The sequence below is a fragment of the Curtobacterium sp. MCBD17_003 genome (assembly GCF_003234885.2).
In the GTDB taxonomy this organism is placed as follows: domain Bacteria; phylum Actinomycetota; class Actinomycetes; order Actinomycetales; family Microbacteriaceae; genus Curtobacterium.
This window is the reverse complement of the sequence record NZ_CP126275.1, coordinates 172,426-196,080: the sequence shown is the minus strand read 5'-3', so window position 1 is coordinate 196,080 and position 23,655 is coordinate 172,426. Positions and strand designations below refer to the sequence as shown.

General features: G+C 71.8%; 23 protein-coding genes. 14 read left to right on the top strand and 9 right to left on the bottom strand.

What is annotated here, in order from left to right; translation table 11 throughout:
- Window positions 1–3: 3 nt before the first annotated feature.
- The gene (locus DEI88_RS01030; protein ID WP_111012064.1) at window positions 4–312 is read right to left on the bottom strand and encodes a hypothetical protein; all 309 of its coding nucleotides are present in this window, start codon (window positions 310–312) and stop codon (window positions 4–6) included.
- 165 nt (window positions 313–477) lie between these two features.
- Here DEI88_RS01030 and DEI88_RS01025 point away from each other — a divergent pair, with 165 nt between their 5' ends.
- Both DEI88_RS01025 and DEI88_RS01020 read left to right on the top strand, forming a co-directional pair.
- The gene (locus DEI88_RS01025) at window positions 478–1,386 is read left to right on the top strand and encodes an ABC transporter ATP-binding protein (RefSeq protein WP_111012063.1); all 909 of its coding nucleotides are present in this window, start codon (window positions 478–480) and stop codon (window positions 1,384–1,386) included.
- On the top strand, window positions 1,383–2,252 hold the full coding sequence (locus DEI88_RS01020) for an ABC-2 transporter permease (protein ID WP_111072688.1): 870 nt from the start codon (window positions 1,383–1,385) through the stop codon (window positions 2,250–2,252). Before DEI88_RS01025 ends, DEI88_RS01020 begins: the two co-directional genes overlap by 4 nt.
- A gap of 57 nt (window positions 2,253–2,309) precedes the next feature.
- Here the strand turns inward: DEI88_RS01020 and DEI88_RS01015 are convergent, their stop codons facing one another.
- From DEI88_RS01015 to DEI88_RS01005, 3 genes are all read right to left on the bottom strand, one after another.
- Window positions 2,310–2,990 (bottom strand): phosphatase PAP2 family protein, encoded by a 681-nt coding sequence (locus DEI88_RS01015; protein WP_111072689.1) that lies wholly within the window; start codon window positions 2,988–2,990, stop codon window positions 2,310–2,312.
- 189 nt (window positions 2,991–3,179) lie between these two features.
- Entirely contained in the window at window positions 3,180–4,025 is an 846-nt protein-coding gene (locus DEI88_RS01010; protein WP_111072710.1) for a helix-turn-helix transcriptional regulator, read from the bottom strand.
- Between the two features lie 123 nt (window positions 4,026–4,148).
- A complete protein-coding gene (locus DEI88_RS01005; protein ID WP_111072690.1) occupies window positions 4,149–5,393 on the bottom strand; it encodes an MFS transporter in 1,245 nt (414 codons plus the stop codon).
- Window positions 5,394–5,544: 151 nt separating this feature from the next.
- Between DEI88_RS01005 and DEI88_RS01000 the strand changes: the two genes are divergently transcribed.
- Window positions 5,545–6,345, top strand: coding sequence for a sugar phosphate isomerase/epimerase family protein (locus DEI88_RS01000; protein WP_111010277.1), 801 nt, complete (start codon window positions 5,545–5,547; stop codon window positions 6,343–6,345).
- A gap of 76 nt (window positions 6,346–6,421) precedes the next feature.
- On the opposite strand, the gene DEI88_RS00995 is transcribed toward DEI88_RS01000, so the two are convergent.
- Window positions 6,422–7,033 (bottom strand): TetR/AcrR family transcriptional regulator, encoded by a 612-nt coding sequence (locus tag DEI88_RS00995; RefSeq protein ID WP_111012057.1) that lies wholly within the window; start codon window positions 7,031–7,033, stop codon window positions 6,422–6,424.
- 149 nt (window positions 7,034–7,182) lie between these two features.
- Between DEI88_RS00995 and DEI88_RS00990 the strand changes: the two genes are divergently transcribed.
- The 6 genes from DEI88_RS00990 to DEI88_RS00965 all read left to right on the top strand — a co-directional run bounded on the left by DEI88_RS00990 (window position 7,183) and on the right by DEI88_RS00965 (window position 12,392).
- The gene (locus DEI88_RS00990) at window positions 7,183–7,587 is read left to right on the top strand and encodes an arsenate reductase ArsC (protein ID WP_111072691.1); all 405 of its coding nucleotides are present in this window, start codon (window positions 7,183–7,185) and stop codon (window positions 7,585–7,587) included.
- A gap of 154 nt (window positions 7,588–7,741) precedes the next feature.
- Window positions 7,742–8,053 carry a hypothetical protein gene (locus tag DEI88_RS00985; protein ID WP_111010280.1) on the top strand — a complete coding sequence of 104 codons (312 nt, stop codon included), beginning with the start codon at window positions 7,742–7,744 and terminating at the stop codon, window positions 8,051–8,053.
- A gap of 114 nt (window positions 8,054–8,167) precedes the next feature.
- Window positions 8,168–8,791, top strand: a complete 624-nt coding sequence (locus DEI88_RS00980; protein WP_111072692.1) for a class I SAM-dependent methyltransferase — start codon at window positions 8,168–8,170, stop codon at window positions 8,789–8,791.
- 164 nt (window positions 8,792–8,955) lie between these two features.
- Window positions 8,956–10,524, top strand: coding sequence for an alpha/beta hydrolase (locus DEI88_RS00975; protein WP_111072693.1), 1,569 nt, complete (start codon window positions 8,956–8,958; stop codon window positions 10,522–10,524).
- A 225-nt stretch (window positions 10,525–10,749) separates the two neighbouring features.
- On the top strand, window positions 10,750–11,136 hold the full coding sequence (locus tag DEI88_RS00970; protein WP_111072694.1) for a YciI family protein: 387 nt from the start codon (window positions 10,750–10,752) through the stop codon (window positions 11,134–11,136).
- The gene (locus tag DEI88_RS00965; protein WP_111072695.1) at window positions 11,133–12,392 is read left to right on the top strand and encodes an RNA polymerase sigma factor; all 1,260 of its coding nucleotides are present in this window, start codon (window positions 11,133–11,135) and stop codon (window positions 12,390–12,392) included. The genes DEI88_RS00970 and DEI88_RS00965 overlap by 4 nt, the downstream gene beginning before the upstream one ends.
- Here the strand turns inward: DEI88_RS00965 and DEI88_RS00960 are convergent.
- Window positions 12,362–12,559: a hypothetical protein gene (locus tag DEI88_RS00960; protein WP_111012052.1), complete on the bottom strand. Its 198-nt coding sequence runs from the start codon at window positions 12,557–12,559 to the stop codon at window positions 12,362–12,364. The two genes, DEI88_RS00965 and DEI88_RS00960, sit on opposite strands and share 31 nt — an antisense overlap.
- Window positions 12,560–13,184: 625 nt before the next feature.
- Window positions 13,185–18,833, bottom strand: coding sequence for an RHS repeat protein (locus DEI88_RS00955; RefSeq protein ID WP_111072697.1), 5,649 nt, complete (start codon window positions 18,831–18,833; stop codon window positions 13,185–13,187).
- A 315-nt stretch (window positions 18,834–19,148) separates the two neighbouring features.
- Here DEI88_RS00955 and DEI88_RS00950 point away from each other — a divergent pair, with 315 nt between their 5' ends.
- Window positions 19,149–19,274, top strand: a complete 126-nt coding sequence (locus tag DEI88_RS00950; RefSeq protein ID WP_258375167.1) for a hypothetical protein — start codon at window positions 19,149–19,151, stop codon at window positions 19,272–19,274.
- Window positions 19,275–19,351: 77 nt separating this feature from the next.
- On the top strand, window positions 19,352–20,005 hold the full coding sequence (locus DEI88_RS00945; RefSeq protein WP_111072698.1) for a nuclease-related domain-containing protein: 654 nt from the start codon (window positions 19,352–19,354) through the stop codon (window positions 20,003–20,005).
- 542 nt (window positions 20,006–20,547) lie between these two features.
- Here the strand turns inward: DEI88_RS00945 and DEI88_RS00935 are convergent.
- Window positions 20,548–21,288, bottom strand: a complete 741-nt coding sequence (locus DEI88_RS00935) for a TetR/AcrR family transcriptional regulator C-terminal domain-containing protein (protein ID WP_258375168.1) — start codon at window positions 21,286–21,288, stop codon at window positions 20,548–20,550.
- A 176-nt stretch (window positions 21,289–21,464) separates the two neighbouring features.
- On the opposite strand from DEI88_RS00935, the gene DEI88_RS00930 reads away from it, so the two are divergent.
- Window positions 21,465–21,878, top strand: a complete 414-nt coding sequence (locus DEI88_RS00930; RefSeq protein WP_111072699.1) for a hypothetical protein — start codon at window positions 21,465–21,467, stop codon at window positions 21,876–21,878.
- 89 nt (window positions 21,879–21,967) lie between these two features.
- A complete protein-coding gene (locus DEI88_RS00925) occupies window positions 21,968–22,102 on the top strand; it encodes a hypothetical protein (RefSeq protein ID WP_258369844.1) in 135 nt (44 codons plus the stop codon).
- 525 nt (window positions 22,103–22,627) lie between these two features.
- Here the strand turns inward: DEI88_RS00925 and DEI88_RS00920 are convergent.
- Window positions 22,628–23,071: a MarR family winged helix-turn-helix transcriptional regulator gene (locus DEI88_RS00920; protein WP_181441288.1), complete on the bottom strand. Its 444-nt coding sequence runs from the start codon at window positions 23,069–23,071 to the stop codon at window positions 22,628–22,630.
- 83 nt (window positions 23,072–23,154) lie between these two features.
- Here DEI88_RS00920 and DEI88_RS00915 point away from each other — a divergent pair, with 83 nt between their 5' ends.
- On the top strand, window positions 23,155–23,559 hold the full coding sequence (locus DEI88_RS00915; protein WP_111072701.1) for a nuclear transport factor 2 family protein: 405 nt from the start codon (window positions 23,155–23,157) through the stop codon (window positions 23,557–23,559).
- Window positions 23,560–23,655: the final 96 nt, after the last annotated feature.

Sequence of the window (23,655 nt, the reverse complement as noted above, 5' to 3'; positions counted from 1 at the left end):
GGTTCACTCCCCGAACAGGATCTCCAGCAGGGCGACCACCACGACGCCCGCGATCGGCACGCCCGCGATGAGCAGTCCGGCGCGGACCTGCGTCCGGTGGATCGTCCTCCGACCGCCCGACGCCTGGGCGACCTGGGTCGCGGCGACGAGCTCGGGTGCCGCGGCGGGCGGAACGGGCGGCGGAGCAGGGCGGTCGTCCTCGAACGCCGGGATCTCGATGACGACCTCGGCGGGATCCACCGCCGGCGGCAGATGCGCGAAGCGTGCGACCTCCTCGGGCGCCGGTGCGCGATCTCGCTCGTCCTCGGCCATCGGTCGCTCCCCTCGTCAGCCACAGCGTGCCAGGTCCTCCACACGCTCGTCGAGTGCCGAGTCGATCCACATCCGCGCCGATTGACCCTGCCGGAGCGACCCGTTCCTCCCCTATGGTGAGTGCCACCGCCGCACAGGCGCGGGAGCCAGGGGGAGGGCGACGACGTGATCGACGTTGCAGGACTGACGAAACACTTCGGCGCGACGACGGCCGTGCAGGACCTGACGTTCACGGTGCAACCGGGGCTCGTGACCGGGTTCCTCGGGCCGAACGGCGCGGGCAAGTCGACGACCATGCGGCTCATGCTCGGGCTCGACCGTCCCACCGCGGGCTCCGCCACCATCAACGGCCGTCGCTACGCCGACCACCGCGCGCCCCTGCACGAGGTCGGCGCGCTGCTCGACGCCAAGGCCGTGCACCCGGGGCGGAGCGCGCGAGCACACCTCCGAGCCCTCGCCGCGACGCACGGCATCTCCCAGGCCCGCGTCGACACGGTGATCGGCCTGACCGGGCTCGACAGCGTGGCGGGCAAGCGCGTCGGCGGGTTCTCGCTCGGCATGGGTCAGCGCCTCGGGATCGCTGCTGCGCTGCTCGGTGACCCGGCCGTCGTGATCCTGGACGAGCCGGTCAACGGCCTGGACCCCGACGGCGTGCTCTGGGTCCGCGGCCTCGCCAAGCACCTGGCGTCCGAGGGCCGGACCGTGTTCCTGTCGTCCCACCTCATGAGCGAGATGGCGCAGACGGCGGATCGCATCGTCATCGTCGGCAAGGGTCGGCTCCTCGTCGACGAACCCATGGCGGCCCTGCTCGCGCGATCCGGGTCGTCCGTCGTCGTCGCCGGCCCGGCGCTCGATCCGCTCACCGAGGCGGTCGCGCGGGGCGGCGGACGCGTCCAGCAGGTCGCCCCGGACCGCTTCGAGATCACCGGGCCGGACGCGGCATGGATCGGCGACTTCGCGGCGGAGTACCGACTCGTGCTGCACGAACTCACGCCACGCTCCGCCTCGCTCGAGGAGGCCTACCTCGCGATGACCCGAGACGAGACCGAGTACGTGTCAGGAGGCGCGCGATGAGCGGCGTGGAGATCGGGACGTCCACCGAGCGGGCAGCGTCGACCGCTCCCCGCTCCGGCGTCGCCGCCCGGTTGACCTTCGGCGGTCTGCTCCATGCCGAGTGGATCAAGCTCTGGACGCTCCGGTCGACGTACTGGTGCTTCCTCATCGCGGTCGCGCTGACGGTCTTGTTCGGTCTGCTCGTCGCCGTCGCGATCTCGAGTACCGGGCTCGGCGACACCGGCAGCCGCCCGGGAGCGACCTCGGCGCTCGCGCAGGCAGCGACGGGTGGCACCAGCATCGCGGAGCTCGTCGTCGCGGTGCTCGGCGCCCTGATCGTGACCGGCGAGTACGGCACCGGCATGATCCGTACGACGTTCCTCGCCGCGCCGCGCCGGTTCGACGCCCTCGGTGCCAAGGCGCTCGTGTTCGTCCTCGTCGCGTTCGGGGTCGGGATCGTCGCGGTCGCGATCAGCACCGGGATCGCGATCGCCGTGGTCACCGGCGCGGGCCTCCACCCGGACCTCGGCGAGCCGGGTCTGTGGGGCGCGTTGCTGGGCGGAGCGGGAGCGCTGGCACTCGTGGGTCTGCTCGCCGTCGGGATCGGGATGCTCGTCCGGAACTCGGCCTTCGCGATCACGCTCTCGGTCGGCATCCTGTTCGTGCTCCCGATCATCATGAGCATCCTCAGCGGTGTCACCCAGGCGCATTGGGTGACCGACCTGATCGCCTACCTGCCGAGCCAGGCGGCCTCGACGATGTCGTCGTACGACCCGCACGGCCTCACGTCGTCGCTCGACCCCTGGCAAGCCGCGCTCGTACTCGGGCTCTGGGCCGGGGTGTTCGTCGGTCTCGGCGTGCTCGCCGCCGAGCGCCGAGACGCCTGACCGGAGCTGCCGGGCTGTTCGAGCCGGTCGTCCGGTCGGGCCTCCGCTCCCGCTTCGTCACCGACGCGATGACGCGCGCCCGCTCCGCCGCATGATCGCCCGGCGGATCTCCCCCACGATGACGGCGAACGCGGCCGCGCAGAGCGGTCCCGCCACGACGTCGCTCGGGTAGTGCACCGCCAGGACCACACGCGACACCGCGACCACCCCCACCACCACGACGCTCAGGCCGATGGCGACCCGCCGCGCCACGGGCCGCTCCCGGAGCGTCGGCGCGAGCAGGACCAGCACGCCGATCACGAGCGCGGTCGCCACGGCGGCATGACCGGAGGGGTAGGACCACGTCGACGGGGTCGAGATCGCCGCGACGCCCCGCACGGCTGGACGCGGCCGCTCGACGATGAGCTTGAGCGCCTCGGTCGCCCACCACGGCACGACGGTGAGCGCCAGGGAGGTCAGCACCGCCTCCGACCGGCGCCGGACCGCCCACGTGATCGCCGCGATGGCGAGGACGATGACGGTGGCCCCACCCGGGGCGAGGGTGTCCCCGATCACCAGCGCGATCGCGTGCGCCCACGGCGGCGCGCCGTCGATCGCGGCCTGGTCCACGGCGAGCTCGGCGGCGTGCCAGTCGGCGTCGTGCGTGATGACGACGCCGACGAGGACGAGCGCGACGAGCACGGCACCCGCGGTGGCGACGCGTGCCCGGCTCGAGGCGTTCCGGCGGCGCGTGTCCATCGGCTCATCCTGGCCGAGCGCGCCCGGGAGCCACCCGGGAGCCCCTCCCCGAGCCGCCCGAGCCCCACGAGCCCCGAGCCACCCGAGGCGGCAGCCGGAACCCGCGACCCACCTTCGAGCGGCAACCGGACTCGCCAGCCATCCGGGAGGCGCGCCCACCGCAGCAGCGGACCTCCGTCCGACGCGGGCTCAGTCGACGAGCGTCTGCGTCCCGAGCACGATCGCGAGGGCGAGCCGCTCGGCGTCCTCGGTGCCGGGCTCGGCCGTGTAGAGCATGATGCGGACGTCGTCGGTGGCCACGACCAGCACGTCGCAGTCGAGCGCGATGGGCCCGACGGTCGGGTGCTGCACGACCTTGCGCTTGACGGTGTCACGGTCCGCGGCGACCGTCTCGGCCTCCCAGAGCTCGACGAACCGTGGATTCCCGGCGGCGAGTTCGGACACGAGGGCCTGCACGGACCGGTCGGCCGGGTAGCGGCTCGCTGTACGGCGGAGTTCGGCGACCTGTCCGGCCTGGAGCGCGGCGAGCTCCTCCGGGCTGTGCACCACGCGGGTGCCGGGGCCGATCAGGTTGCGCCAGACTGCATTGCGCTCGATCCCGCGCCAGGTCGAAGTGGGTCCCATGAGCGCGTCGTACGGCGCGTTGGCGACGATGAGCGTCCACGTGGCGTCGTACACGGCGACCGGGGTGGTCGCGAGCCGGTCGAGGAGGCGCTGCACGCTCGCCGAGATCCGGGACGGCACGAGGTCGGGGCCGGGTGCGGCGTGTCCCGCGAGGTCGTACAGGAGGTCGCGGTCGGCGTCGGAGAGCCGCAGGGCTCGGGCGATCGCCTCGACGACCTGCGCCGAGGGCGAGGTCGCCCGCCCCTGTTCGAGCCGGGTCAGGTAGTCGGCGGAGATCCCGGCGAGCGCTGCGAGTTCCTCGCGCCGGAGGCCCACCGCACGTCGGCGGCCGCCCACGGGCACGCCGACGGTCTCGGGCGCGACGCGGTCTCGCCAGCGCCGCACGGTCCGTCCGAACTCCCAGGTCTGCACCCGTCCAGTCTCCGCGACCGGCGCGGCGGTGTCCTGGGTCCACCGGTCCCAGGACACCGCGGACGACGCCGGCGCCGCAGCCGACCGCGCACAGCACGACGACGCAGCCCCGTCCGACCACACTCAGGCCCGGGCCGCCGCCGCTCCCGTCGGCCCCGCCGTCCGCGGCCGCAGCGCCCCGGAGGCCACGAACGCGGCGACGAACGCGGCCGCCACGAGCCACAGCGCGGTGAGGACGCTCGACCGCTCGGCGAGGAGCCCGATGGCCGGCGGACCGGCGAAGTTCGCGAAGTACCCGATCGACGCGACGACGCTGACCCGCGCGGCGGGGTCCGGGCCGGACTCGGCCGCGGCGGACATGCCGAGCGGGAACCCCATCGACACCCCGACCGCCCAGAGCAGCACCCCGACGAGCGCGATCCACCAGGTCCCGCCGAGGATGAACGCGACCGCGCCGAGCACGCCGAGCGCCGCCGTCACGCGGACGGTCCACACGCGGCCGAACCGGTCGACGAACGGGCCGCCGAGTGCCCGGGTGGCGGCCTCGGTGAGCGCGAACACGGTGAAGAACAGCGCGGCGACCGCTGCGGGTTCGCCGTGGTCGTCCCGGGTGGCGAGGGTGAGCCAGTTGTTCGCGGACCCCTCGCCGAGTTCGACGCCGAGCATGACGACCCCGATGAGCAGGAGCCGCCAGTCGGCCCATCCGCGCAGCCACTCGAGCACCTTGCGGCCGGTGGTCTGGGGCTCCCCCGGCTCCTCGGTCCGGGCGCCGGCCGGGATCGAGCGGGTCAGGACGAGGCCCGCCACGGCGATCGCGACGGCCTCGCCGACGAACTGGACCGACGGTGCGACGCCGAGCGCCGCGCAAGCCGCACCGATCCCGGACCCGAGTGCCGCGCCTCCCGACCATGCCGCGTGCATGAGCGGCAGGAAGGTGCGGCCCATCGCGGCCTCGACAGCCGTGCCCTCGACGTTGATCATGACGTCGAGGGACCCGATCCCGAGCCCGGCCGCGACGAACGCGACGGCGACCAGGGGAACGGACCCGAGGGCGGCGGCGAGGCCGATGACGGCGAGCGCGACGGCGACCAGGAGGATCGTGCTCGCGATCGCACGTCGGCTCCCGAGCGTCCGCAGCAGCGGGGTGGCGAGCAGCAGCCCGGCGACGGACCCGACGGTGACGGCGGCGAGCACGACGCCGATGGTGCCGGTCGTCACGTGGAGCTCCGCGCGGAGCTCCGGCAGGCGCGGTCCCCACGCGGCGAGGGTGATGCCACCGATGCCGAACGCGACGATGATCGCGGTCCGCCATCGGACGAGGACACGGCGGTCGACGACGGCGTCGGCACCGGAACGGGAGTCGGTCACGCTCCGGATCGTAACGGCGCCGCGGGACGCGCCGGGGAAACTACACACCGGAAGGTATTGCGTGTAGCGTCGTCCCGATCCTGTCGACGACGCCGGAGCATCCCACGGCCGCGACGGGTGGACACCCCTGCCAGGACCGAAGGAGTTCCGAATGCCCACCACCTCCGTGCAGCTGTACTCGCTGCGGGACGCCGTCGCGGCCGACCTGGACGCCGCCGTCGCGCGGGTCCGCGAGATCGGCTACGAGCACGTCGAGCCGTACGCGTTCCAGGAGCGCGTCGACGACTACGAGCGCGTGTTCGCCGCGACCGGCCTCACCGCGCCGTCCGGTCACGCCGCCGTGATCGACTCGGAGGCCCCCGAGGCCGTGTTCGAGGCCGCCGTGCGCCTCGGCATCACGACCGTCATCGACCCGTTCATCCCGACGGACCGGTGGCAGACCGCCGACGACGCGAAGCGCCTCGCCGAGCGCGTCAACACGCTCACCGAGCAGGCGGCAGGCTCCGGCCTCCGCTTCGGGTACCACAACCACCAGTGGGAGTTCACGAACAAGGTCGACGGTCGTCCGATCTACGAGCTGTTCGTCGAGCAGCTCGCCCCTGAGGTCGTCCTCGAGGTCGACACGTTCTGGGCCACCGTCGGCGGTGCCGACGCACCAGCAGTGCTCCGCGGGCTCGGCGACCGCGTCGTCGCGATCCACGTCAAGGACGGCAAGGTGACCGGGGACATCGCCACGGCCCTCCCGTCGAGCGAGAGCGCGCTCGTCGTGCCCGACGCGCTCAAGGCGGCGTTCGAGAACCAGACCCCGGCTGGTCAGGGCGACGTCGACGTCGCCGCGATCCTCGCCGCGGCCCCGCAGGCCCTGCGTGTCGTCGAGTTCGACGCCTACAAGGGCGACGTGTTCGAGGGCATCGCCGAGTCCCTGGCCTGGCTGCGCGAGAACGACCACTGAGCTGAGCTCGGCAGCGGGGCCGCACCGGGTGATCCGGCGCGGCCCCGCCCCGTTCCCATCGGCAGCGCCGTCCCGATCAGGCGGCCGGCCCCGGCGGCACGATCGACTCGAGGAGCCGGAGGACCCGCGCGCCGTCGACGGCTTCGGGGTCGAGCAGCCACTGCACCTGCAGCCCGTCGGACGCCGCGATGCTCAGCGAGGCGAGGTCCTGCGCGTCGAGGTCCGCGCGGATCCGCCCGGCCTCCTGGTCGCGTCGGATGAGCTCGGCGAGGTCGTGGCGCAGCGATCGAAAACGCTCGCGCATGAACTCCCGCGTCCCCGGGTGGCCCTCCTGCACCGCGTCGGCCGCGAGCGTCGTGTAGAGCTGCACCAGCCCGGGCACGGACCGGTTGCGGTCGGTGCTCTCGCGCATGTCCCCGATCGCCGAGGTCGGGGGTTCGGCCGCCGAGACGGTGCGGACCTCGTGCTCCCGGTACACGGCGACGAGGAGTTCGTCCCGGGAGGAGAAGTAGTGCCGCAGCGCCGCGTGCGAGATGCCGAGCGCGTCCGCCACAGAACGGATCGACGACGCGTCGACCCCCTGCTCGGCGACCATCCGGATCATCTCGTCGAGGATCTGCGCGCGCCGCTCCGCCCCCTTGCGGTACCCGCGCCGTGGGGCGTCCTCGGCGGCTCCAGCGCTGGTCACGCCCCCAACGTAGCGCCAGCCGGGAGGGCCGGGGGCACGTTCGCGAGATCGGCCGCCGGTCGGGTTGCACCGGAGCGACGGGGAGGGCAACCTGCTCACCGTGCCGCACGTCCCGCGGCACGCACCGCCCCACGAGGCTCCGGAGCACGATGACCGACCACCGCCCCACCGTCCTGTTCGTGTGTGTCCACAACGCCGGGCGATCACAGATGGCCGCGGGCTACCTGCAGCACCTCGCGGGCGACCGCGTGACCGTGCTGTCGGCGGGCAGCGAACCGGCGGACCACACCAACCCCGTGGCGGTGGCGGCCATGGCCGAGGACGGCATCGACATCACCGCCGGTCGGCCGACCGTGCTCGAGACGGACACCGTCCGCGCGTCCGACGTCGTCATCACCATGGGGTGCGGCGACGCCTGCCCGGTGTTCCCCGGCAAGCGCTACGAGGACTGGGAGCTCACCGATCCCGCGGGCTTGCCGCTGGAGCAGGTGCGGCCCGTCCGTGACGAGATCCGGCGGCGCGTCACGGCGCTCGTCGCGGAGCTCGACGCCTGACCCGTCCGGCGCGATCGACGGCACGGTCGCTTCTGCGGCACGGTCGCTTCTGCAGCACGGTCGCTTCTGCAGCCCGACCGCTCCCGCGGCCCTACCGCTTCCATCGGCCCGCGCCTACGCTGTCCTCAGATCGCCCGGAGAGCAGGAGTCGACGATGACCGAACGCAACGCTTCCGACGGCACCCCCGGCAACGTGGTCCGCGGTGAGGTGATCATCCTGCAGCTCGACCCGGCGGAGCTGCTGAGCGAACCCCCGACCGACGCGGAGTTCGTCGGTGTCCTGCTGTCGAGCACCGAGGGCCGGCCGTCGTACTTCGCCGGGCACCGCATCGGCGGCGAGGCCTACGACCGCGTGTCGATGAAGTTCAGCGACCGCGAGCGGGTGTGGGTGAAGGTCGCCGACTCGGGCCCCGACGTGACGTACCGGCTCATCACGGCGAACCAGTACGCGACCGGCCGTCCCTGACCGCTCCGCGCTGCGCGCCCGGGCTCTCGCGCCCGGGCCCCGCGCAAGGTCGGCCGAGCACGAGTCGCCCACGCACGGCTCGCCCGGGCGCGGCCCGGGGTGCATGATGCCGTCATGACCATCGGCTTCGACCGCGACTCCTGGGACGCCCACTGGCGCGACGCCGACGGCGACGAAGCCGAGGGGCCGACCACTCCGACCCCGTACCTGGTGCAGGCGGCGGAGGCCGGGCCTCCCGGCTCCGCGCTCGACGCGGGGTGCGGCACCGGGACGGACGCGGTGTGGCTCGCCGAGCACGGCTGGCACGTGACCGGCGTCGACATCGCGCCGACCGCGCTCGAACGCGGCGCACGGCGCGCAGCCGTGGCGGAGGTCCCCGACGCGGTGACCTGGGTGGCCGCGGACCTGACCACCTGGGAGCCCGAGCGCCGCTTCGACCTGGTGACGACCGCCTACGCGCACGCCACGATCCCGCAGCTCGCGCTCTACGAGCGGATCGGCGGGTGGGTCGCGCCCGGCGGCACGCTGCTCGTCGTCGGGCACCGACACGGGTCGCACCACCGGCACGACGCCGCACCGCCCGAGGAGGCCACGGTCGGTGCCGCCGACGTCGCCGCCCTGTTCGACGGACCCGCCTGGCGCGTCGACCGTGCGGAGGAGCCGCGGCGCGAGATCGTGCGCCGCAGCGGCCCGGTCGTGCTCCACGACGTCGTGGTGCGCGCCACGCGCCTGCCCTGACCAGAGGGCCCACGCGGAGGGTCCACGGGGAGGGACCCTCGGGGTGAGGCCGTGACGGCCCTCCCCACCGGGTGTGCTGCGGGGACCCTCCACATCCCCGTTCTGGGGAGGACCGCGGCGGATGGCACGACTGGTAGCGTTCCCGGGCCGACGAGGGGGAGCACGTGACCTACTGGACGACCGGGGAGCATCCGGGGACCGCCGAACGCCGCACCGGGGGTGTCCTGCTGCTCATCGTGGTGGCGGTGCTCGCCGGGCTGATCGGTGGGGCGATCGCCGCGTTCACGACCGGGCCGGTGATCGCGCACCGGTTGGTCCTCCGCGAGTTCACGAAGGCCGTCCACTGGACCGCGTGCGGTCACGACCGCTGCGCCGCCGTGGAGGCCCCGCTCGATTGGGAGGACCCGGGCACGCGCGCGATCCACCTGGCGCTCATCGAGCACCGCGCCACCGGCAAGCGCCTCGGCACGCTGCTCGTCGACCCCGGCGGACCGGGTGAGTCCGGCGTCGACCTCGTCGGGAGCAGCGTCCGGAACGCCGTCACGGCCACGGTCGCGCGGCACTACGACGTCGTCGGGTTCGACCCCCGCGGCGTCGGGTACTCCAGCGCGGTGCACTGCGGTGGCGCCGCCGAGCTCGACCGGTACCTCTACAGCGTCCTCCCCGGCACCATCGGATCGAGCACGTGGCTCGCCGCGGACCGCGAGCGTGCCCGGACGTTCGCCCACGACTGCGCCGAGCACACGGGAGCGCTGCTCGGACACGTCGACACGGTGAGCGCCGCCCGCGACATGGAGCTCCTCCGCGCCGACCTCGGCATGCCGCGCCTCGACTACCTCGGGTACTCGTACGGCACCGAGCTCGGCAGTGTCTACGCGTCCCTCTACCCCCACCACGTGGGCAGGTTCGTGCTCGACGGTGCCGTCGACATCTGGACCCCGACCTCCACCGACGGCGTCGTCGCCCAGGCGAAGGGCTTCGAGGGCGACCTCCGCGCCTGGGCCCGGGCCTGCGTCCGCGGATCGGAGAGCGCCGTCGTCGGCGACGCCACCTGCCCCTTCACCGGCACCGTCGACCACGCGATGAGCCGGATCCGTCACCTGCTGCACGCGGCGGACACGGACCCCCTGATGGCGAGCGACGGTCGGCGACTCGACGGGGCGACGCTCTCGACCGCGATCGTCAACGAGCTGTACAGCACCACGGAGTGGCCCGCCCTGACCACCATGCTCCGCGGCGTCGCGGCCGGCGACCCCGCCAAGGCGTTCCACGCGGCCGACGCCTACAACGGCCGGCGGTCGAACGGGAAGTACTGGGACAACGCGACCGAGGCGTTCACCGCGATCGGCTGCCTAGACGGCGGCGCCGACGACGTGACCGCGGACATGCGCCACGAGGCGAAGCAGCTGGCGCACGCGGCACCGACGCTCGGCCCCTACCAGGCGTACGGCGACGTCACCTGCGGGCAGTGGCCGGACGGCATGGTCGCGTCCCCGCCGCCCCCGACACACGGCGGGCAGGACCCCGTGCTCGTCATCGGCTCGACCGGCGACCCCGCGACCCCGTACCACCAGGCGAAGACCCTGGCCGCGCTGTTCCCGTCCGGGCACCTCGTCACCCACGTCGGCGAGGGGCACCTGGCGTACAACTACGGCGACGAGTGCGTCGACGACACGGTGGACGCGTACCTGGTGCAGGGGCTCGTGCCGAGTCGCGATCCGCGGTGCCGCTGAGCCGGGGGCCTGCCCGCTGGCCTCGGAAGTGACAGCAACGCTCCCGTTACTGTCACTTGTCGCTCGTAAGTGAGAATAGCGGGGCCGTTACTGTCACTTAAGGGCCTCGGGCGACAAGTACGGCGCTCTTCCTGTGACTCGTGTCGCGCCGCCTGTCGATTCCCGCACACCCCGTTCGACAAGGGAGTACCGGTGGAACCACCGGCGACGACGACGGGAGACGACATGACCCAGTACGCGATCCTCATCTACCCCGGTGCAGGTCCGGCCACCGCCGAGGACCTCGCCGAACACGACCAGCACGCGGCCGACCTCATCGCGTCGGGCTCGCTCGTGGCGGCCTTCGCGCTGACACCGCCCGAGGTGACCACCACGGTCCGGGACGGCGTGGTCAGCGACGGCCCGTTCGCCGAGACGAAGGAGGTCATCGCCGGCCTCGGCATCATCGAGGCGCCCGACCTCGACGCCGCACTCGCGATCGCCGCCCGCAACCCGGCCACGTGGCAGGGCGGCGCGGTGGAGGTCCGGCCGGTGGTCGGCGGATGGGTCCGCGGCGACGTGGGAGCGGCCTCCGGGCAGGCTCCTGGCGTCCCCGCCGCCGACGGGGCATGACGGGCACGACCCCGGCGGTCGTGCGCGCAGCGCTCGAGGAGGCCCACCGCCGCGGGTGGGCGGGCCTCCTCGCCGCCGCGGCGCGGGTGACGCGCGATCTCGACCTGGCCGAGGAGTGCGTGCAGGAGGCGTCGGCCACGGCGATCGAGGCCTGGTCGACCGGCGGCGTGCCCGACGACCCGGTGGCCTGGCTCGCGACCGTGGCCCGTCGTCGCGCACTCGACGCCGTCCGCCGGGCGATGACGCTGCGACGGAAGCTCCCGTTGCTCGTCGAGCCCGATCCGTCACCATCCCCGTCGGAGCCGCGGGACACCCCCGATCACCGCCTCGACCTGGTGTTCCTGTGCTGTCACCCCGCGCTCGCCCCCGAGTCGCAGCTCGCGCTGACGCTCCGTCTGGTGTGCGGGATCCCCACCGCGGACGCCGCGCGGCTGCTCCTCGTGCCGGAGGCGACCATGGCAGCCCGGCTCACCCGGGCGAAGCGGAAGATCCACGACGCACGGATCCCGTTCCGCACCCCGCCGGCCGCCGAACTCCCGCACCGACTGCCGATGGTCCTCGCCACCGTGCACCTCGTGTTCACGGCCGGCCACACGGCTCCGTCCGGTGCGGGACTGCTGCAGCCGGACCTCCTGGACCGGGCCATCGAACTCGGACGGATGCTCGTGGCGGTGCTGCCCGACGACCCCGAGGTGCAGGGCCTGCTCGCGCTCATGCTCGCGACCGACGCCCGACGCAGCACGCGGGTCGACGCCGCCGGCGCGCTCGTCGCGCTCGCCGACCAGGACCGGAGCCGCTGGGACCGCGCCATGATCGAGGAGGCCCGCGACCGCGCACTCCGAGCGCTCCGGCCCCGGCCCGGACGCTTCGCGCTGCAGGCCGCGATCGCCGTCCTGCACGCCGAGGCGCCGTTCACCGCGGCAACAGACTGGAGGCAGATCCGGGCGCTGTACGACGCGCTCGCCCGCGCGTGGCCGTCCCCCATGGTCCTGCTCGCCCGGGCGGTCGCCACCGCCGAGGTCGACGGCCCTGCCGCCGCCCTCGTCGAACTCGAGCGGTTGCGGGACGACCCCCAGCTCGCCCGGAACCACCACCTCGCGGCGACGCGCGCCGAGTTGCTCCACCGCAGCGGGCGGCCCGAGGAGGCCGTGGCCGCGTGCGATCGCGCACTCGCCCTGGTCGAGAACGCGGCCGAGCGCGACCACCTGCTCACTCGGCGGGCGGTCTACGCGGGGGTCGAGACGTCGCGGAGGTGAAGCGCGCCGAGGTAGTCGTCGAACGTCCACGGGCGTTCGGTCTCCGTCCTCGAGTCGTCGGCGAACTTCAGAACCCTGGCCGCCCAATCCTCGATCAGGGTCGAGAGGGGGAACGTGCGCGTCCCGAACGCGACGGGCTGATCCAGATCCGTGATCTTCACGCTCACACATCCCTGAGCTGCCGCTCGAGATCCCATCCTTCTGGTGGACCCTCGCGAGACCACCAAGGCGCACCAAAATCAAGCCAGTTCTGCCGCCATCGGTCGTAATCGATGCCCCTGTCGTCATCCGACACTCCGAACTGATAGCCGCAACAGGGGCAGATATCGAACGAGGGAAGACCGTACCGATTACGCGCCGGCTCGTACAAGCCGGGATATCTGCACACAGGACAGCGGTACATCGTCACCATGTCCACCACCGTCCCCTGTCGATCATCGCAGCAGCTCTCGCGCTCCGGCACGCGATACGTCCTCGTGCAACCGCCCGGATTCCATGCAGTCCCCTCCGTCCTCAACGGTCCAGCGCTCTCACCTGCATCGTCCAGCCGTGGTAGCGCACCCAAGTGAGGCTGACCCAGCATCCTCGACCGGAACGCGGCACGGTATCGGTCACGATCTCGATCTCGATCTCGATGCCGTCGGTGAGCCTGCGGTGATGCGCGACGACACCTGGCGCCCGGCCGGCATCACCACAGATCGACCAAGAGTGACGCACCCATGCTGAAGCGCCCCCGCTCGCGGTCCGGGCGTCAGCGGGGCAGGACGATGTGCGTGGTCCGCCCGCGGCGCCTCAGCGGGACCACGGAGCTCCGGACTCGGCCGCGGGCGGCTCCGTGGCGCGGACCGCGCCGGCCGATGCCTCCGGGCCCGTGACCGAGGAGGACCACGCGCCGCCCGGACCAGTCGGCGTCACCGGATCGTTCGCGCCGTACGAATACTGGTCCGACTGCGGCACGCCCGTCGGCCTGGGGTCGGGTCCGGCTCCGGCTCCGGCTCCGGCTCCGGAAACGGTCTGGGGCGCGAGGTACCGCCCGAGCGCGGTGTCGAGGAGCCGCGATCCGACCTCGGTCAGCCCCGTGGAGCTCGAGGTCGGCTGGTCCAGGAAGCCGTGGTCGGAGCTCCAGCCGGCACCGCTGCTGACGGCGACGCCGAACGGGTCGAACCGCCGCCGCACGACCGCGCCGGTCCTCGAGTTGCTCTCGAGGTCGACGGTCCCGTCGACGTCGGCGTCGAGCAACCAGACGGTCACGGCACCGGTGCCGTCGGTGTCCCGTTCGGCGACGGTGATGCCCCGGACGGAGTACGTGCGCGACGCGGTCACGGTGGTCGACCCCGGCGCCTGGTGGAGCTCGGTGTCACCGATGACGAGGGAGGCGCCGTCGACGCGGTCGTCCTGCAGCAGCAGGCGGCCGTTCGCGTCATGGACGTCACCCTGCACCTGGTCACCGTCCGCCGCGGTGATCGACTGCACCCCGCCGTCAGCGTCGTACGCCACAGCGCGCCCGTCGAGGCTCGTGGTGTCACCGTCCGCGTCGTAGGCGAGCTGGTCGGTCGTCGTGGTGGTCCCGTCGGTCGTGGTAACCGACTGTGCGGCGTGGGGCTGGTTGGAGCCCGCTGCCGGGTAGGCGTACGTGCTCGTCGTGTCCGGACCGCCGGTGGTGGAGTGGTCGGTCTCGGACAGGCGGTTTCCGGTCGCGGTGTCGTAGCTGTAGGTGTGCCAGTAGGGTGCAGCGCCGCCGAGGCCAGCGGCCGTGGGAGCACTGGCGCAGGCACCCGAGGCGGGGGTCCAGGCGTTGGTGATCTCCTGGAGCGAGTCGTAGCCGAAGCACTGCGTCTCGGCCCCCGCCGCGCCGGTCGTGATCGCCGAGGTGATGACGCCGGCGTCGTTCCGGTGGTAGGTCCGGTCGGCCTGGACCACGGTGGCGGATCCGGTGCCGGTCATGTCCTCGATGCCGGTGAGCGCCCCGGTCGCTTCGTCGTACGAGTAGGCGGAGGAGTTCGCCACGGTCCCGCCACGGTCGATCTGCGCGACCTGGCCGAGCGCGTTCACGAGGACGTCACCGTAGTCGGCCGCGCCGCCGATGCCGACCGGGTCGCCCAGCGCGCTGTAGTTCGTGACGACCTTCTCGGCCGCGAGGCCCCCCATCGCTCCGTAGGTGGTCGCGAGGAGCGAACCGTCCACCGCGTACCCGTAGGCGAGGGTGTAGGTCGTGCCACCGAACGCGGGTGCTGCCGACGGGATCGAGATCGTCTCGCCCGTGGGCTCGTCGTACGCGTTGTACCCGGAGTAGGACGTCGTGTACGCGGCGCCGGGGACACCGGGCACCGAGCCCGTGTAGCTCGACGATGACGTCAGCTGACCGACCTTGCGGCTGTCGTAGGTCCACGAGTCGAGCAGCGCGCCGCTGGTGCTGCCGTCGTACTCGGCGGTCCTCCGGCCGTCGTCGTCGTACGTGTACGCCACCGTCCGTCCCCGCGCGTCCGTCCGGGTGAGCTGCTCGCCGTCCAGGTCGTAGGTGGCGGTCGTCGTCCCGGAGTCGGGGTCGACGGCGGACACCTGGTCGCCCTGGAGGTCGTAGGTCCACCGCGACTCGTTGCCGGCCGGGTCGGTCATCGAGGTCATCTGCCCGGCGGCGTCGTACCCGTACGTGGTCGTGTCGGCCCCCGTGCTGGTCGACGGGGTGCTGCCCAGGTACTGCACGAGCTTCGTCCGCCGCCCGAGGGAATCCGTGGAGGTCGCCGTCGGGATCCCACCGCTCGGCGGCGTGGTGACGACCTCGTCGCTTCCCGGGTAGGTGTCCGTCGTCCGGTACAGCTCCTTGCCGAAGGACCGCGTGGCCGTCGCCAGCGTGCGGCCGGCCGCGTCGTACTGCGTCTGGGTCGAGGACTGGATCTGCTGTTGGTTCGCGGGCACGAACAGCTTGGCCGACGGCGCCACCGCACTCGCCCAGTAGTCGTGGTCGACGACGACCACGCGCCCCTGGGCGTCGTACTGGTCGTCGGTGACGATCGAGCCGCCGGAGGGCGACGGCGCCTGCGTCTGGACCTGCTGCCCGAGCCCGTCGAACAGGGTGTCGGTCGTCACCGTCGTGGTGGCGTTCAAGGTCGTCGTGGCGACGGCCGACGGCGCGGTCTGCGACTCGGTGTAGGCGTAGGCCGAGGACGGGGACGTCGGGTACGTCGCGCGCGGCCGACCGGGCAGCCACACGTCGGTACGGCGTCCGAGAGCGTCGTACGTGGTCGTGGTGAGGCCGCCGTCCGCCGCGGTCTGCGTGAGGACCTCGCCGCGCGTGCCGTCGTACCCGGTGGTGCTCGTCCAGCCCATCGGGTTGGTCGTGGTCACGCGCGTGACCGGCCCGCCGACCGTCGGCGTGTACGCGGTCGTGGTCGTCCGGCCGAGCGCGTCCCGGGAGCTGGTCCGCCGACCGAGCGCGTCGTACGTGCTCGTGTCGGTCGTCGTCCACACGGGTGTGGACCCGCTGTACGACGTGACCTTCCGGGTGGACGTCGCGTCGCCGACCGTCGGCACGGCGCCGAACGCGTGCCCGTCATAGCTCGTCTCGGTGTCCGACACCACATCGGCCGGGAGGCCCGGGTCGCCACCGCAGGCAGCGCCAGTCTCCGTCACCTCCTGTGTCAGGTCGACGATCCAAGCGTCGGTGTTCGCCGGCGCGTAGGACGTCGTGACACACGTGGTGCCGGCGTCCGACGTCGCGGTGGTCACGGACATCGGGTCCCCGTGGGCGTCGTACGTCGCCGTGGTCTGCGTGGTGCGGCTCCCACCGGACGCGATCGGCTCCTTGGTGGTGCTGTTCCCATCGGCGACGACCCGGGCCGTGTCGAGACCGTCGTCTGCTTCGACGCTCCCGGCCCACGGGGCGTGCACGGTGTCGGACAACAGCGAGCCGCCGACCCCGTCGAGGTCCTTCTCCTCGTACACCCGGCCCGCGAACCACCGCGCGTCAGGGATCGTCGTCCCGGTGACGGCGACGGTCTTCGTCCCACCGCTGGCGGCAGCGCGATCGCCGTCGAGGCCCCGGAAGAACGTGTAGCCCGTGGTCTTCTGGGCCGCCGGTGTCGTGGGCGCGCCCTCGCGCACCTCGACCCGGTCGAAGCCCGCCGGGACCGACCACGTGCGCTGCGCGGCCGGCGTCGACGGACTCGTGTCGTACCTCCAGGCCGGCGCGCCGGTGTACACGTAGTCGGTTTCCTGCGCGGGGTCGTCGCCGCCGCCGGTCCTCGGGTCGCGGACGACGCTCGTGACCACGTACTCGTGGAACAGGTCCTGGCGCGCTGCGGCCGCCGGCACCACGGACGATGCCCACGGCTGCGGGAAGCACCGCTCGTCGTTGCTCGCCGCTGCCGCCTCGATCGCCGATGCCCGCGCTGCGGTGCACTGCTGTGCGGAGTAGTTCACCGAGGTCACCGCGCCCGTCGCGGCGGTGATCGACGAGATCCGCCACTTGTCGAGCGGCGCCAGCCCGCCCGTCGCGGACACCCGGTTCTGCATCCGGACACCCGCGAACCTGGTCGCGGGCTCACTGATGCTCGTGCTCCCGGCGTACCCGGTGTGTTGCACCTGGGTCAGCCAGAGGGCCGCGCTCGTGCCGTCGCCGGGCGAGGGGAACGAGTGCGACAGGGTCCACTTGTCGACGGTCGCGGAGCCCGAACCCGAACGGACGCTCGTGGTGACGGTGTCGAGCATCGCGTCGGTCCAGAACGTGGGAACGCGGTGCGCGGAGCAGCTGGCGCTGCACGACTGGTCCCAGGGCACATCGGGGTAGGCGGAGGCGGTGGCCGGCTTGGTCGCCGCCGCGTTGATGCTCTCCTTGGTGCACGTCTTGTGCGTGGTGTCGCTGCACCGGCCGTAAACGTCGTAACCGAACGAGGCCCGGGCCGTGGCCGCGTTCGACGAGTACACCGTGCTCCTGGTCAGGCCGTAGTCGACGTGGTCGAGCTGTCCGCCGCGGATGTACGAGGTGGTGCTGCTGCCGTCCTTCCCGTAGCTGTTCGTCTCGGCGTCGTAGTAGTACGCCTCGGCGTTGCCGTGCGTGTCGACGACGTAGTCGAGGTTCCACCGCCACGCCTGCATGCACGAGGACGACGCGAAGGTCGACGCGTGGCAGGGCTCACCGGCGCCATTCCCGAACACGGGGACCGTCCAGGCGGAGTTCGTGGTGGCCTTGCCCTTGGCCCAGCCGGGCAGCTCGTTCAGCCCGAACCAGTACTGGGTGCCGTCGGTGGTCGTGAGGCGCCAGCAGTCGGTGTCGGACGTCCCGTTCGCGGCGCAGCCGTGCGCCGTCCCGACCAGGTGCTCGAGGCGGGATCCGTCGTCCGTCTGCAGGTGCCACGCACCCGTTGCGCTGTCGCGGACCAGGGGCGTGCTGTGGCCGTCGAGCTCGAGGGTCGCGTTGTCGGTCCTCCAGCAGAGGTCGCCGGAGGTCGCGACGGCGGCGCTGTCGTCCCGCGAGCACGAGACGTACTGTCGCTGGATGGAGCCGCCGCCGGTGAGGCTCCACCCGTCGCCGATCGCCGAGGGCTGGTTGTTCGTGGAACCCGTCTCGCGGTCGACCGACTGCGAGTCGTAGGCGAGCGCGAGGTGCGGGGTCGGGCCCGCGGCCGCAGGCGGGACCGTCATCGGGTAGGTCCACGAGAGGGACCCCGTCTGCGCGGCGACGTCCGGGGCGGCGGACGCGACGGACGGAGCGGACGGAGCGGACGGAGCGGACGACGGGACGGTCGCGGCGGAGGACGCGATGGTCGGGGCGGAGGACGGCACGGTCGCAGCGGATGACGGCACGGTCGGGGCCGCGGACGGCACGGTCGGGGCCGCGGCGAACGATCCAGTGCCGCTGGCCGACACCGGTCCGCTCGTCGCCGCGACCGTGGTCGCCGTCGTGGTGACCTTCGGGGTGAGCACGACGGAGCCCGAGCTCGCCGTCGTCGTCACCGCCGTCGCGTTCGTCGCCGAGAGCGCCGCTCCGGCGGGCAGGGTCACCCAGGTCGTCCGGTCCGCGACGTCAGCGCCGCCGGCGTTCGTCAGCAGGCTCCTCGGCACCTCGAGCTGGACCGCCCCGGACCGCGTGGTGCGATCGGTCCGCTTGATGTCGAGAGCCAGGCCGTCGAGGTGCCGCGCCTGGGCGGCGGTCGGGCTCACGACACTGATCGAGACGCTCCGGACCGCACTGGACGAGCTGCCCTGCGACTTGACCTGGATGCCGGTCCCGCCGACCGCGGTCCAGCGCGTCGCGGTCAGCGCCACCGTGTACGTCCCGGAGAGCCGGCTGACGGCGGGCGTGCTGACGCTCGTGGAGGATGCCGGCGCGGCGGCGACGCGGACCGAGCTCGCGACATGGCCGGTGACCGACGTTCCCGGGGCCGCGCTGAGCGACGCGGCCGTCGCCGGTGTCGCGGTCAGCGCGGCGGCGACGACCGCCATGACTCCGATCGTGACGACGGCAGCCCGACTCAGGAACCCCCTCGGGCGCAGGCCACGTCCGCGGTGGCTCATGCGGCCGACGCCGATACCCGATGTGTCCGCGTCACGACGCCGGCCATGCTTCCCCCAGAGTGCGATCGGTGAGAAGTACGAGCGACTCTCACTCAGGCGCGATGCTAGCGAGCGGCGTGACGGCGCTGGGCACCCCTGTCCGAGGGGTCCCCAGTGATTCCGCGGCCGAGGACGTAGTTGCTGTCAGGACCCTCATCGATCACCGCGTCGCCAAGCGTCCGAGCCTTTGCACCCACCAGTGCCATGGACGTCAGATCCGCCAGCGAACGGCCGGTCCCGTTCGCCGAGCTCATCGACCTGCACAACGACCTCGCGGCTCAGCTGGACTCCGAACGCGACCTGCCCTTGGTGCCTGCGATCCAGCACTGAGGTGGTCCCCAGAGCGCTGCTTCATGCACCGCGGTCTGGGGCTGTCGCCGGACCTCCTGATCTGACTGGATTGCTCCATGGGGACGAACGACACCACCAGCGCTGGCGCTTCCGCGCAGCGTGAATACGACCGGCGACGGGCGCGCGACGAGGCCAAGATCCGCGAGACGTGGGGCGAGGGACGCCTCGGCACGATGGCGGTCGCGCTCTCGAGCGAACGCCAGAGCACTGTCGCGTGGAAGTCTGGCGCTGTCGGGGAAGCTGTTGTCGGCCGCACGCTTGATGCGATCGCCTCGGACGACCTCGTCGTGCTGCACGACCGCCGCATCCCCCGCTCCCGGGCGAACATCGACCACATCGCAGTCACGCGCTCCGGCGTTTGGGTGATCGACGCCAAGCGCTACCGCGACAAGCGCCCGTCGCTCCGTGTCGAAGGCGGGCTGTTCCGGCCGCGGGTGGAGAAGCTCATGGTCGGTGGCGACCCCACCAGACTCGTCGACAGCGTGCTCCACCAGATGCAACTCGTGCATGAGCTCATCGACCCGGTCCCCGTGTCCGGTGCACTCTGCTTCGTCGACGCGGACTGGCCACTCATCGGAGGCTCCTTCAGCACCCGCGGCGTCGAGGTCTGCTGGCCGAAGAAGCTCGCGAAGCGGCTCACCTCGCTCGACGGGCAGGTCGACGTCGCCGCCACCGCCGCAGCCATCGGCGAGCGCTTCCTGCCTGCCTGACCCGGGAGGTCGCCGTCACGTCCACTGTGGCGGCATCCCGCCTGTTGTTGACACTTGTCGCGGCCTAGTGTCAACAACGGCACCGCCGTTGCCACTTTCCCCCGATGCACGTCAACAGCGTCGCCGCTATTGCCACGTTTCCCGGACACGTGTCAACAACGACGCCGCCGTTGACGGCGCACCTGAGCGAGGCCGACCTCGCCGCGATCGAGCACGACCCGCCCGCTTGGCTCGTGCAGTCCCGGGCGAACCGCACCGGTGCGAAGAAGGTCTGGGTGCACCTCGAGTGTGCGGTGTGCGGGTACTCCGAAGCAGCACGGTCGAAGAAAAGGTGGCGACTTGGGACCTCCTGGTCTGTGACCACCACCTTCCCGACGAAGCGCCGGCACCCGCTCCGGGACCCACGCGCAGCGAGGTTTACGGCATCGGCAGCAGGTTCATCGCGCTCCTCGACGGGCGGCGCTGCCCCGACCGAGTCGGCGGGCCCGGAGCGTGTCGCGTGGCCAGGGCCCCCTCCTGACAGCAGGCGACTCTGGCGGTGCTCATTGCGACAGCTCGCGATCGAGACGATCGAGGAGACTTTCGAGGGAGACCTCGAACTCCTCGTCGCTCCGGTCCTCGCTGAGCAACGCCCGGAGTCGACGGACCTCCGGCGCGGCGTCCAACGACATCGATCCATCTCCCTCAGGGACCGTGGCGCCTCCTTCGTCCAGGGGTTCCTCAGCGGGCCCTGCTTCGGCTCCGCGGACGACGGACTGCAGCAGCAGCTGCCCGAGCAGGAAACTGCTGAAGGCGCGGTAGGCGTTCACGGCCTGTGCATCGGTGAAGCCGTTCCTGGTCAGCGCGGTCAGGAACGTGTTGACGACCCCGATGCTCCGGAGCGGTGGACGCAGCCACGGCGCTGCCGGGTGGCGCGTGGCCACGAGCGGGAACGCCTTCGGGTGGCTGTCGGCGATCCGTCGCACCTCGTGCGCGACCGTCTGCAGGAAGACCTGCCAGTGCTCCCCCTGCGCTTCCTCGAGCTGCGAGGTCAGTTCGCTCATCAGTGACGCGACGACCCCCTCGAGGAGGTCCTCTTTCCCGTGGACGTACCGGTAAAGGGACATCGCCTCGACACCGAGTTCCTGCGCGAGGGATCGCATCGACAGCCCCTGCGTGCCCGACCGGTCGATCTGCACGAGCGCGGTCTCGACCACGAGGTCGCGACTCAGCTTCGGCGCTCCCGATCCTGACCGGTTCGTCCTCGGATGCTCTGCCACCGACACGTCTCCCTGCTGGTTCACGATCCCGCGCCTCCCGGTCACCGGGAGGCAGCGACCGGTCCTGGTGACGCTACCCGCGCTTACGGCGTAAGTTCCGACGTGGCTTACGCCGTAAGCCGGACGAGCACGCCCGATGCACGCACCTCGAGACTCCGCGCCTGCGCTCGGACGACGACGCCGCTGAGAAGGAGAAGTACGTGATCGACAACAGCGGCATGAGCGAGCTCACCGGCGCCGACGTTCGCGGGGCCGACGACGCGAACGCCGGAACGGCGGGCCAGGTCTCCGACAACAACGAGACGCAGCGCGCCGCGATGGTCACCACTCGCACGGGCGTGTTCGGCTCCTTCGAATCCTTCCCGCGCCTGGACGACGCGGACTTCGAGGGCGGCGTCCTCCGGGCGAGGTACGAGAAGCCGTCTGTGAAGGACGCGCCGCGCATCGCAGCGGAAGAGCGAGGCAACGCTCCGCGGAGCCCGCAACGCTCGCGGGCTGCAGCTCCCCGGGGCCAGACACGGACGCTGTTCGGCATGGCACTGCGGTCCATGCGCATCGTGTGCTGCCGCTCCGTCTGGCGCGATCACCACACGCAAAGAGGAAGTGTCAGATGAAGTTGGGGAACTCGGAACTCGATGCCTTGCGGCGGTCACCGCGGGAGTGGCGACGCCGAGGGCTGACGCCTCCGAGTGAACTCGCGGCGATGATCGAAGCTCGCCTCCGCGAGGACAGCTCGATCACCGTCAGTCCGCAAGCCGGGGAGGCGATCGAGGACCGCGGCGAGTACGTGCCGCCCTTCGGTGTCACGGGGCCGAGGTACGCCGACTTCTTCAGGTGAACGACAACCACAGCGCCCGGCTCGCGAGCGCGCCGCCTCAAACAGAAGAACCCCCGGCCGAGGCCGAGGGCTCTTCTGGAGACCGGTCTGCAGATCGATCACGCTGGCGGTACCGGTGGGATTTGAACCCATTTGCGAGCCTCCGAGCGACCCCCATCGAGCGTCCGATCCCTACACGGGGATTGCCCCGACCGGTCAGGCCAGGTTGAGCCACGTCGAGCCAGGTGGCGATGCACCAGAATGCACCACGAGCGCACCTCGATGACGCTTTCCCCCAGGCAGTCGCGATCGCATCTGTTCGACCCCGACGGGCGTCCGTATAGCGTCCGATCACCGAGACTGCTTGCGGACCACCTATATGAGACAGGTGCCACGAGCTGTGCCGGTGCGACCTGGCTCGTACGCCGAACGACCGGCTTACGGAACATCGCTGCAGGTTGCCTGCTGGATCTATCCGGGGGCAGTCACGGGAGGAGCGCCGTCGTCGCGATGAAAAATGTCGCTGCCGGGTCGAAGGGCCTGCAGCTAGTGGGCGACTTCAGTGGTGATGAGATCGAGCAGCCGCTTCAACGTCGCCCGTTCCGCTGAGGTCAACTGAGCCAGTAGCTGGTCCTGCGCCGCCGCGAAAGCGGGGTCAAGCCGCTTGAGGAGCTCCGTCCCCGCAAGCGTGTTCTCGAGCAGGTTGCGCCGCACGTCTACGGGGTCAGGACGCCGCGTGACCAAGCCGAGCTGCTCGAGCCGCGAAGCGTACCCCGAGAGGTCTTTGCGGTCGATCCGGACGCGACGGCCGACTTCGGCTTGGCTGAGCGGACCAGCCGCCTCGAGCACGGCAAGGATCGGGTACGCCGCCTTCGGGACGCCGGCCTCGGTGGTGAGCTCCGACACGACGCGTGTTGCACGCGCCGCAGCCTCGACGAGCAGCCAGCTCGGAAGCGAACTCAGCCGCTCCGGAATCTCCCGCTCAGCCATGTTCTCCACGGTAGGCGAAACTCTCTCTTCCATGTATCGTTGGGACCCCAACGTTGGGATCCCAACATCACGAGAGGCTTCTCATGGCAAGCGCACCGTCCGACATCATCTCCCGCATCTTCGCCGCCATCGACGACCACCGCTTCGACGATCTCTTCAGCATGTACGCGAGCGATGTGAAAGCCACAACGGTCATGGGCGTCACTGTCGGCGCCGACTTGGTGGTCGAGCAAATCCGCGCAGTTCACGAACCGATCCCCGCCACGCAGCATCTCATCTCCGGCGTCGTAGCCGATATCGCCGGAGACCAGGCGGAAGTTCGCGGCAACGTCACCGCAATCTTCTGCGACTCGGCGCACACGCCGGCGTTCGAGGGATCGAATATCTGGCGCGGCCGCCTGATCCGTCACGGCGACACCTGGCTCGTCACGTCGTTCTCCATCAACCTGGTGTGGGCGCGCGGAACGTTCCCCCAGCTGCAGGCGTGACCACCGCGAATCTCCCCGACTGTCGCGCCTCACCACTACGTCTTCAGACATGGCGGATCCCCTCTCGCTGATGGTCCGACCGACGTCCGTACGACT

Coding starts and splice junctions, on each gene's coding strand:
- DEI88_RS01030 (WP_111012064.1), bottom strand. CDS start 312: ATGGCCGAGGACGAGCGAGATCGCGCACCGGCGCCCGAGGAGGTCGCA.
- DEI88_RS01020 (WP_111072688.1), top strand. CDS start 1,383: ATGAGCGGCGTGGAGATCGGGACGTCCACCGAGCGGGCAGCGTCGACC.
- DEI88_RS01015 (WP_111072689.1), bottom strand. CDS start 2,990: ATGGACACGCGCCGCCGGAACGCCTCGAGCCGGGCACGCGTCGCCACC.
- DEI88_RS01000 (WP_111010277.1), top strand. CDS start 5,545: ATGCCCACCACCTCCGTGCAGCTGTACTCGCTGCGGGACGCCGTCGCG.
- DEI88_RS00990 (WP_111072691.1), top strand. CDS start 7,183: ATGACCGACCACCGCCCCACCGTCCTGTTCGTGTGTGTCCACAACGCC.
- DEI88_RS00985 (WP_111010280.1), top strand. CDS start 7,742: ATGACCGAACGCAACGCTTCCGACGGCACCCCCGGCAACGTGGTCCGC.
- DEI88_RS00980 (WP_111072692.1), top strand. CDS start 8,168: ATGACCATCGGCTTCGACCGCGACTCCTGGGACGCCCACTGGCGCGAC.
- DEI88_RS00970 (WP_111072694.1), top strand. CDS start 10,750: ATGACCCAGTACGCGATCCTCATCTACCCCGGTGCAGGTCCGGCCACC.
- DEI88_RS00965 (WP_111072695.1), top strand. CDS start 11,133: ATGACGGGCACGACCCCGGCGGTCGTGCGCGCAGCGCTCGAGGAGGCC.
- DEI88_RS00955 (WP_111072697.1), bottom strand. CDS start 18,833: ATGGCGGTCGTCGCCGCCGCGCTGACCGCGACACCGGCGACGGCCGCG.
- DEI88_RS00950 (WP_258375167.1), top strand. CDS start 19,149: ATGGACGTCAGATCCGCCAGCGAACGGCCGGTCCCGTTCGCCGAGCTC.
- DEI88_RS00945 (WP_111072698.1), top strand. CDS start 19,352: ATGGGGACGAACGACACCACCAGCGCTGGCGCTTCCGCGCAGCGTGAA.
- DEI88_RS00925 (WP_258369844.1), top strand. CDS start 21,968: ATGATCGAAGCTCGCCTCCGCGAGGACAGCTCGATCACCGTCAGTCCG.
- DEI88_RS00920 (WP_181441288.1), bottom strand. CDS start 23,071: ATGGCTGAGCGGGAGATTCCGGAGCGGCTGAGTTCGCTTCCGAGCTGG.
- DEI88_RS00915 (WP_111072701.1), top strand. CDS start 23,155: ATGGCAAGCGCACCGTCCGACATCATCTCCCGCATCTTCGCCGCCATC.